Source organism: Corallococcus sicarius, assembly GCF_003611735.1.
GTDB classification, from domain to species: Bacteria; Myxococcota; Myxococcia; order Myxococcales; family Myxococcaceae; genus Corallococcus; species Corallococcus sicarius.
The window spans coordinates 1-9194 of sequence record NZ_RAWG01000354.1 but is presented as its reverse complement, the minus strand read 5'-3'; the positions used below and the strand labels follow the sequence as shown (position 1 = coordinate 9194).

8 protein-coding genes are annotated in these 9194 nt (G+C 70.6%); 2 read left to right on the top strand and 6 right to left on the bottom strand.

From position 1 onward, the window contains the following. Positions 1-21: 21 nt before the first annotated feature. The 3 genes from D7X12_RS35355 to D7X12_RS35345 form a co-directional block, all read right to left on the bottom strand. Positions 22-411, bottom strand: coding sequence for a VOC family protein (locus D7X12_RS35355; RefSeq protein WP_120629615.1), 390 nt, complete (start codon positions 409-411; stop codon positions 22-24). Between the two features lie 230 nt (positions 412-641). After that, positions 642-2156 carry an FAD-binding protein gene (locus tag D7X12_RS35350; protein WP_120629614.1) on the bottom strand — a complete coding sequence of 505 codons (1515 nt, stop codon included), beginning with the start codon at positions 2154-2156 and terminating at the stop codon, positions 642-644. A gap of 2 nt (positions 2157-2158) precedes the next feature. After that, positions 2159-2518: a hypothetical protein gene (locus D7X12_RS35345; protein ID WP_120629613.1), complete on the bottom strand. Its 360-nt coding sequence runs from the start codon at positions 2516-2518 to the stop codon at positions 2159-2161. Positions 2519-2652: 134 nt separating this feature from the next. On the opposite strand from D7X12_RS35345, the gene D7X12_RS35340 reads away from it, so the two are divergent. Continuing rightward, positions 2653-4305, top strand: coding sequence for a hypothetical protein (locus D7X12_RS35340; RefSeq protein WP_120629612.1), 1653 nt, complete (start codon positions 2653-2655; stop codon positions 4303-4305). 24 nt (positions 4306-4329) lie between these two features. Here the strand turns inward: D7X12_RS35340 and D7X12_RS35335 are convergent, their stop codons facing one another. The 3 genes from D7X12_RS35335 to D7X12_RS35325 form a co-directional block, all read right to left on the bottom strand. Next, positions 4330-5307: a 4-hydroxy-3-methylbut-2-enyl diphosphate reductase gene (locus tag D7X12_RS35335; protein ID WP_120629611.1), complete on the bottom strand. Its 978-nt coding sequence runs from the start codon at positions 5305-5307 to the stop codon at positions 4330-4332. Positions 5308-5397: 90 nt separating this feature from the next. Continuing rightward, on the bottom strand, positions 5398-7368 hold the full coding sequence (locus tag D7X12_RS35330; protein WP_120629610.1) for a M56 family metallopeptidase: 1971 nt from the start codon (positions 7366-7368) through the stop codon (positions 5398-5400). Next, positions 7365-7751, bottom strand: a complete 387-nt coding sequence (locus D7X12_RS35325; protein ID WP_120629609.1) for a BlaI/MecI/CopY family transcriptional regulator — start codon at positions 7749-7751, stop codon at positions 7365-7367. The genes D7X12_RS35330 and D7X12_RS35325 overlap by 4 nt, the downstream gene beginning before the upstream one ends. Before the next feature lie 251 nt (positions 7752-8002). Here D7X12_RS35325 and D7X12_RS35320 point away from each other — a divergent pair, with 251 nt between their 5' ends. Beyond that, the gene (locus D7X12_RS35320) at positions 8003-9010 is read left to right on the top strand and encodes a Gfo/Idh/MocA family protein (RefSeq protein WP_120629608.1); all 1008 of its coding nucleotides are present in this window, start codon (positions 8003-8005) and stop codon (positions 9008-9010) included. Positions 9011-9194 lie beyond the last annotated feature (184 nt).

Here is a 9194-nt window from a genome sequence, read left to right as displayed (position 1 = left end):
GAACGACGCCCACCTGACGCGTCAGCGACCCTCGCCGTCCCACACGTTGGCGCGCCCCTCCAGGGGGCCGCGCTGCGGACGGACGATGCAGAAGCGCTGGCCGGTGGGCGCTTCCATCACCCACCAGCGCTTGACGTAGGCCACGCGCCTCGCGCCCAGGGCCTCCAGCCGCTCCAGCTCCGCGTCCAGGTCATCCGCTTCGATGTCCAGGTGGATGCGGCTGTCATGGTCCACCTTCTGGAGGAGGAACATGGCCTCCTCGGGGTCCGCCTCCAGCTCGCGGTAGGTGGGCGAGTCCGGATCCGCCGGCTTCATCGCCCGTCCCAACGCCGCGCTCCAGAAGCGGGCGGCGGCGTCGATATCCTCGACCTTGCAGTCCATGACGAACGCGGCGAGTCGGCTGTGGTGCATGGCTTCTCCTGGAGCTCGGGCAGGGGGAAAACGCCTGGGGGGGAGCCAGGGATACACCGAAAAGCGGGGCGTGGGTACGGCAGATTGAAGGGAGCCGGAAGAGTCCGCCAGGGGACGCGGGGGCAGGTGGAGTGCCGCCCGGTGGACGTTCCGGCGCCGTCACCCGCCGGAGGGCGCCCAGCGTCTTCTCCTGTTTTCGACCCGCCCCCCGCCCGGTGGTCAGTTCAATGTCACGCAAGTCCCAGGGTGCGCAGATAGTCATTGGAGAAGGCCGCGCGCAGTGCGGGGCTGGTGAGCAGGGCCTGGCGCGCCTTGAGCCAGGCCTCCACGCGCTCCGGGCCGTACGTGCCTCTGACGCGCGCTCCGTCCAGGTTGTTGATCTTCCCCCAGTGCAGTGAGTGGGGGACCTGCTGCTCGGTGAGCCTCTGCCAGACCTTCTGGCAGTACGTCTTCGTGCGCGCCGACGAGGCGCCGTCGATGTCGAGCACGCACGTCATGGGGTCGTGGTGGGTGAACGCCAGCGTGGCCTTGGAGGGCATGACGTAGCGCAGCGCCAGCAGGCCGGGGAAGGCGTACTCGCGGTTGATGGCCAGGGCGGCTTCAACGGTCTTGCGCACCTGGCCCAGGGGAACGCCCAGCGCGCTGCCAAAGGCCTTCCCCCGGGTGGACGTGTCGGTGAACATCTGCCCCGGGGTCCCGGTGATGTCGGAGAACTCCCCGTAGAAGCGGTCCAGCAGCTTCGCGAAGACGGGGATGGTCAGGTCGGAGACCATGTCCGTCAGGGCGCCGACGATCTCCAGCGCGCTGTCCCCTGGCGTCAGCTTGCTGCCGGGGCTGGGAGGCGGTGAGTTCGGGGGGCGCTGGGCATGCTTGTACATCACCGTGACATAGGCCCCGCGCTCCAGGTCATTGGGGTTGATGACGAACTGGAGGTGATAGGGCTTCAGGCCCGCGGGGCCAGGGAGCTGGACGCCGGAGAAGTCGAGCTGGTCCATCGCGCGCCAGAGTTCGTCGGTCAATGGCATCCGCTGACGCCAGGCCTGGAGATAGTAGCGGTCCTCGGCCACGAGCAGGACGCCATGCACGATGCCGAAGCTGCCCAGGCTCACCAGCGCGGCGTTGAACAGGCGGTCATCCCGGATGAGCTCCGCTCCGAGCTTCTGGGGGATGTCATCGTGGATGGTGGGGGAGCTGGCGCGCTCCAGCCACACGTGCCGCTCCGGTGAGACCACCAGGTGGAGGCCTGCCACGAAGTCCTGCATGGCGCCGAAGTCCAGCGAGGAGCCGTGCGTGCCCGTCGCGATGGCACCGGCGATGGTCTGCCCGTTGCTGGCGCCGGAGGTCGGCAGGGCCTTTCCCATCTTCTCCTCCAGGAAGTGGTTCAACTCCGCGACGGAGTTGCCGCACTGGACGAAGAGGAGGTTGTCCCGCGAGCCCGCGTAGGACGGATGGGTGCGAGGGGTGGGGAAGACGTAGTTGAGCGGCTTGGTGTTGACGAGGATTCCGCTGGTGGCGGGCGCGGTGGAGAAGGACCAGCCGGCCCCCAGTGCGCGGATCTCAAGGCCCTCGCGGAGGGCCTGGGCAATCAACCCCTGCAGGCCCCGGGTGGTATCTGAATAGCCCTCCGTCGTGGACTGGGAGGCATTGGCGTTCCAGACGTCCACCAGCAGCTCCAGCTTCTGGGTGTATGTCTGGTGCCAGTTCTGCCATTGCTTCAGGTCGCTCTTGTGGATGATGGGCGGCATGGTTAGCGCACCTCCGGCGGCGCCTGGGTGACGGCACCCAGCTCACCCGGAGACGGCTGGGCCTTGGCGCAGCGCCACTCCACCCGTTGCGGCATCGCGATGCCCAGCGTCACGACGCTGATGAACGCGAAGCCCAGGTTGGTGCTCTGGGTCACCTCCGCGAGCGCCTGGTCCTGACAGTTGTCGACCCGAGGCTGCTCCTGGACGAGCCCCCAGGCCAGCGACCAGAGGACCTCCCCTTCCGGCTCGGTCGCAGGCGCCCCCGCATGGCCGGGCGCCTGGACGCGATAGTGGGCGCATGCGGAGGTCAGTGTCAGACACAGCAGCGCGGTCACCCGCAGCGAACCGAGGATGGATTGCATGCTCCCCCACTTTCACCGGGGAGCGTAGACCTCTGCCTGGGGGGCTCAATGGCTCGCACGGGTGGTGGGAGTGTCCGCCGTTGGTATCCTGGCGGGACGTGCGCGAACCCCCCCTGTCGCGCCAAGGAGCAAAGATGAAGCGGTGCCTTCCCCTGTTGTTGCCCCTGCTCACCTGGAACCTGGCCTGCGGTGAGCCGTCGGAGACCGAAGCGCTGGACGCGGTGCCCACCCTGAGCACCGGGGCGGATGCCCTGTCGGATGCGAACCTCTATGACTCATTCACCCGGGCCAACAGCGCGGCCAGCCTGGGCAGCCTGGAGCAGGGGGGCCAGGGCTGGAGCATCACCCCGGCGGGAACGGCGTGGGGCATCCAGTCCAACCGGGCGTACCTGGCGACGGATGACGCCACCTGGAACGACCACTACGCCACCGTCAATGGCAGCGCCAACGTGCGCGTGCTCGTCACGCTCGCCACGCTGGGGCAGTACTCCGGCCTGACCTTCCGGTTCGTGGACCGGAGCAACTGCTGGAAGCTGGCGACGGACGTGAGCGCGGGGCGCTACTTCCTGACGAAGTTCGTCGGGGGGACGCAGACCTTTCCGCTCCAGATTGCCCAGGCCCCCGTCGCGGGGGACGTGTTGGAGGTGCGCACGTCCGGCAGCCGCATCGACGTGTTCATCAACGGCGTGGCGAAGGGCGGGGTGACGGACACCAGCCACCAGACGGCCACCCGCGTGGGCCTGCTCGCGAGCCAGGACAACCTCGCGCGCTTCGACGAGTTCCGCGTCTACACCCAGACGGCGACGCGCAACGCCACGCGGCACCCGTTCCGCTCGGACTCCGTGTGGAACCTGCCCATCGGCCAGGGCGCGACGTACGCGAGCACCACCGACCCGGCGACGGCGGACTTCATCGCCACCAGCGTCAACGGCGTCAACATCAACACCTGGGCGAACTGGGACGTGTATTCACACCCCATCACCTTCGCCTCCACGGGCAGCCCGTGGGCGACGGTGACGGACTACAACGACAGCTCCCGCAGCAGCGCCTACTACGTGCCCGCCACGGCGACCATCGCCACGGGCAGTGACAAACACATGCACGTCATCAACCTGGCGCGGACGTTCGTCGACGAGGCGTGGAACACCACCCGCGTGTCGACCACGGCGTACCGCGTGGGGCGCCACCACAAGATCGACCTCTACGGCACGGGCCTGGGGCCGCAGAACGGCGTGCGCGCCTACGGTGGCTCCGCGATTGGCGGGCTCATCCGCGCGTGGGAGACCAACCCCAGCGACCCGGCCTACACGGGGAAGATTCAACATGCGCTGGCCGTCGCCGTGGACCGCGTCCAGCTGTACTACCAGTGCTGCGGCGTCAGCGGGTACGACGCCAACGGCTACGGCACGGCGAAGGGCTACGTGTGGCCCGCGACGGAGCAGGACTGGGGCAGTGAGAGCAACTACCTGGGCCGCGTCCCCATGGGGGCCTACTTCGCCATCCCGCCCTCGGTGAACATCCAGGCCCTGGGGCTGTCGCCGGAGGGCCGGATGGTGGCCCAGGCGCTCCAGGACTTCGGCGCCTACGTCACGGATGCCACTGGAGGCACGGTGGCCTTCTACGTGGAGCCCACCGCGCCCTCCGCGTTCGTCTCCGCGCTGCGGCGGGACCTGCCCGCCATCCGTGCGCAGATGCGGCGGGTGACGAACAACAGCGCGGCGACCCCCAACGGTCCGGGCGCGCGGCGCGTCCCGCTGCTGCCCGGGCTGGCGCCCCCCGCCCCGTAGACAGAGGCACAGGGGGCGCGCGGCTCAGGGCTGCTTGCGCGGCGCGCCCCCGTCCTTGGACAGCGAGCGGACGAACACGGAATCCACGCCGTGGATGCGCAGCTGCATCAGGTCGTCCGCGGTGGCGTTGGTGTAGCCCAGGCCGCGCATCTCCTTCACGAACGCGGGCGTCACGCCGTGGATGCGCAGGCCCACCAGCGCCTCGGCGTCCAGGTCCTTGAAGCCCAGGCCGCGCATCTCGTTGACGAACGCGGGCGTCACGCCGTGGATGCGCATGGACACGAGGTCGTCGCCCTTCAGGTCCTTGAAGCCCAGGCCGCGCATCTCGCGGATGAAGTCCGGCGTCACGCCGTGGATGCTCATGGAGAGCAGCGTGTCCAGGTCCAGGCCCTTGAAGCCCGCCGCGGCCAGGGCCTTGATGCGCTCGGGCGTCACGCCGTGGATGCGGGTCTGGACGAGCTGCTCCACCGACAGCTTGGAGTAGCCCTCGGCGGCGAGCGCCTTCGCGTACTCCGGGGTGACGTTGAAGATGCCCACCTGGATGAGCTCGTCCACCGTGTCCACACGGTAGCCCGCGGCGGCCAGGGACTTGATGCGCTCCGGGCCCACGCCGACGGCGGCCAGCGTGAACTGCTGCTCCGCGTCCGGCCTGGCGAGGCCCAGGTCCGTCAGGGCCTTCGCGTACCCGGCGTTCGGCGTGAAGCGCCAGGTGCCCGTGCCCTGCTCCTGGGTGAAGCGACCCTCGAAGTCGAAGGTGCCTGCCTCACGCACCAGCTTGAAGGGGGCCGCGCTCCCGTCCGCGGTGGAGAGCCCCTGGAACGCGGTGAGCGGCGCGGAGAAGCCCAGCTGCGAATTGGGCTGCTCCTTCGGATGGAGTGAGAGGTGCAGCTCCTTCTCCCGGGGCGTGCCGACCCAGGCACCGCTGTCGCGGGGGCCAGCGAGGACGGGAAGGGCAATGAGGACCGCGAACAGGGGGAGCCACTGCGACAGGCGCGAGGTCATGACGGTGATTCCTTTCGGGCAAGGCGCGGCCCGTCCGCGCGCCCGGGTGGGAGCGCGCGGTGGGGCCGTGCGTGAGGAGGGGAGAGGGGGTTACTTCCGGGGCTGCTGCATGCGGCGGATGAAGTCCGCGTCGACGCCGCCGGTGCGCAGGCGTCGCAGCTCATCCACGTTGGCGGGCTTGAGGCCCGCGGCTTCCAACTCGCGGAGGTAGCCGGAATCGACACCCAGGGCGCGCAGCTCCACGGCCGTGTCCAGGTCCAGGTTCCCGAAGCCCGCAGACTTCAGGTCGTTCAGCCAGGCCGCGTCGATGCCCACCGCCTTCGCGGAGAGCAGCTCCTCCGGATCCGAGCTCTTGAAGCCGAGCGCCTTCATCTGCTCCAGCCACTCGGGGGTGACGCCCAGGTGCTTCATCCCCACGAGCAACTCCGAGGGCAGCGGCTTGCCGAAGCGGGTCGCCATGGCCTTCGCGTACTCCGGTGTGATGCCCGCGTGGCTGAACTGCACCAGCGTGTCCACCGTGGGCGCGTAGCCCATCGCCGTGACCTTCGCGACGACCTCCGGCGTGACGCCGGCGATCTTCAGCTCGACGAGCTGATCCACCGTGAGCCGGTCCTGGCCCACGCGGGTGGTCGCGTCGGCGTCATCGGAGTCGTCCCGGCCCGCCTTCGGACGCTCGATGCTGGGCGGCTTCGGGGGCCCGGGAGGCAGGGGCGGGGCGACCGAGGGCGCCGGGCCCGCCGCGATCATCAGTCCCGGAGGGGGCGGTAGTGCGGGGGCAGCGCCCGCGACAGGCAGCGCCGGGAGGGACGGTGCGGCGATGGAGGGCGCGTCGGCCCGCGTGGGCAGCGACGGGAGCGCCGGTGCGGCGGAGGAGGGCGCGGAGGGCGCGGCGCCCGCGCCGGGCATCGGCGGGAGCGTCGGTGCGGCGGAGGAGGGCGTGGGGAGGGCATCGCGCTGCGCGGGCATCGCCACCGGCTCGGCCTTCACGTCGGACACCTTCGCGGGCTGCACGGCGAGCGCCGTGAGGGGCACCGCCAACGCGAGGCTGCTGGCCAGCGTGAAGATGGAGATCCCTGCCGCCCAGCGAGACGAGCACCGCGGCGCGGGCGCCAGCACCAGCCGCCGCACGCGGTCCTTCAAGGAACCGCCCAGCGCGGACAGGGCGGGACCGCCCGCTCCCATCCCCTGGATCCGCAGCGCCTCCAGCGCGGTGAGCGCACGGGCGTAGGGCAGGGGGCTGCCCTGGTGCACGGCGAGGTCGTCACAGCAGTTCTCCCGCTCCACGCGGATGACCTGGGACATCCACCACACGGCCGGGTGGTAGAACAACAGCGTCTCCACCAGCGTCTGCACCACGTTCACCGCGAAGTCGTGCCGGCGGATGTGGGCCAGCTCGTGGGCCAGCACCAGCTCCAGCTCGCGCACGGCGAGCCCCGTGAGCGTGGCGGTGGGCACCAGCACCACCGGCTTCAACCAGCCCAGCGTGGACGGCACCTCCAGCTTCGACGACACCAGCAGGCGCACCGGCCGCGTGAGCCCCAGCCGCCGCGCCATCTTCTCCATCCGCTCCTGCCACTCCCACGACGCGTGCACCGCCTCGTGGACCTGATGCCGCAAGAGCATCCATCCCTTCAACAGCCGCAGCGACGAGGCCGCCACGCCCATCCCCCACGCCAGCACCAGCCAGGGGAGGTGCTCCCCCACCTGCTGGAACGCCCGCTCCCACAGCGGCTGCTCCGAGACTCCAGAGGGGATGGCAGGCCGGTGCACGGGCTGCGTGCGCGTGAGGGCCGCCGTGCCCGCGAACACAGGCGCGCTCCGCTCGAAGGACTCCGTCCGCGCGGGCCGGTCCTCCACTGCGCGCGACGCATGCCGCCACGCGGTGGCCACCGGCAGCGCGAGCATGATGCCCAGCGCGCCGCAGGCCAGCGCATAGCGGAGGTTCGCCGAGCGTCCGCCCACCCACCGCAGCGCGAGCGCCAATGCCGCCGCGACGAGCACGCCCTGCCACATCAGGTGCAGGAGCGCCCAACCCACCGCTTCCAGGATGAGACCGTTCATGACTCCGCCTCCTTCTCCAACGACTCCAGCAACTGGCGCAGCTCCGCCAGCTCCTCGGGGGACGTCTTCTTCGTGGACAGGGCCTGCAGGGCCAGCCGCGCCGGGGACCCGCCGAAGACGCGGTCCACCAGGTCGGTGACCAGCTGCCGCTGCGTGTTCTCGCGCGGCACGCGGGCGGTGTAGACGTGCGCGCGCTGTGACTCGTCGCGCATCACCAGCCCCTTCTCCGTCATGATCTGCATCGTCTTCAGCACCGTGGTGTAGCCGCTCCCATCCCGGAGCGTCTCGTGCACCTCGCGCACCGTGCTGGCGCCCCGGTCCCACAACACCCTCAGGATGCCCAGCTCCGCATCCGTGGGGCGCGGCAACGTGTCTCGGCTCATGGCTCTCCTCAGCCCTCCAGCAGCAGTACGCACTAGATATACGAACGATTTCGTAGGTGTCAACGAAGGTCTTCGTAGTCCACAGCAGGGTGGCACCGCCGCACGGGTCCGCGCTCGCACCGGTTGCCGTAGCTTCGGCCAATTCCTCCGGAGAGGCGGCACATGGACGTGGCGGCGAACACGATGTGCGCGGCGGTGGTAGGCGGCCCCCAGGGCGTCCGGGTGGAGTGCGTGGGCGAGGTCGCCTCTTCATGAGCGCCTCCATGGGGAGACAGGGCGCGCGGCCCCGCGTCGGCTTCCTGGGCATGGGCTGGATTGGACGCAACCGCATGGAGGCCCTCGTGCGCTCCGAGCAGGTCCAGGTGGTGGGCCTCTGCGACCCTTCCGCCGCCGCCGTCCGCGAAGCCCGCTCGCTGGCGCCGAACGCCGAGTGCGTGGCGTCACTGGACGCGCTGCTCGACCTGGGACTGGACGGGCTGGTCATCGCCACGCCTGGCGCGGTGCACTCCGAGCAGTCCCTGCGCGCGCTGGCGCGGGGCGTGTCGGTGTTCTGCCAGAAGCCGTTGGGCCGCACGGCCGCGGAGGTCCAGCGGGTGGTGGACGCCGCGCGCGCCGCGGACCGCCTCCTGGGCCTGGACCTGAGCTACCGCTTCACGGCCGGCATGCGGCAGCTGCGCGAGCGCATCCAGGCAGGCGCGCTGGGAGACATCTACGCGGTGAACCTCGTGTTCCACAACGCCTACGGCCCGGACAAGCCGTGGTTCCATGATCCGAAGCTGGCGGGCGGCGGGTGCGTGATGGACCTGGGCATCCACCTGGTGGACCTGGCGCTGTGGGTGCTGGGCTTCCCGAAGGTGGAGACGGTGACAAGCCAGCGCTTCTCGCAAGGACGGCCGCTGGCCTCGCGCGAGCAGGGCGTGGAGGACTTCGCCGCCGCGCAGCTCCAGCTGGGCACGGGCACCGCCGTGCAGCTCGCCTGCTCCTGGAAGCTGCCCGCGGGCTGCGACGCCGTCATCGAAGCGGCCTTCTACGGCACCCAGGGCGGCGCCGCGTTCCGCAACGTCGACGGGTCCTTCTATGACTTCACCGCGGATGCGTTCCAGGGCACCCGGCGCGAGCGCCTGAGCGAACCCCCGGATGCCTGGGGCGGACGGGCCGCCGTGGCGTGGGCCACCCGCCTGGGCCGGGGCGAGCGCTTCGACGCGGAGACCGAGCGGCTCGTGGACGTGGCCGCCACGCTGGACCGCCTCTGCGCCTGAGCGCCGCCCCGCCGTCCGGCCCCGGACCCGGGACCCGGGACCTTCGTTCCAGGTCGTGAAGGGCTCCGTCCAGGGTGCGAGCGCACACGCAGGCAAGCCCTGAGGACAGGCTCGCCCCAGGGGGAGCGGTGTTTACCGTTGCCTGAGACAGGCAGCGGTCGCTTCAGCGAACGCGGTGGGGGGG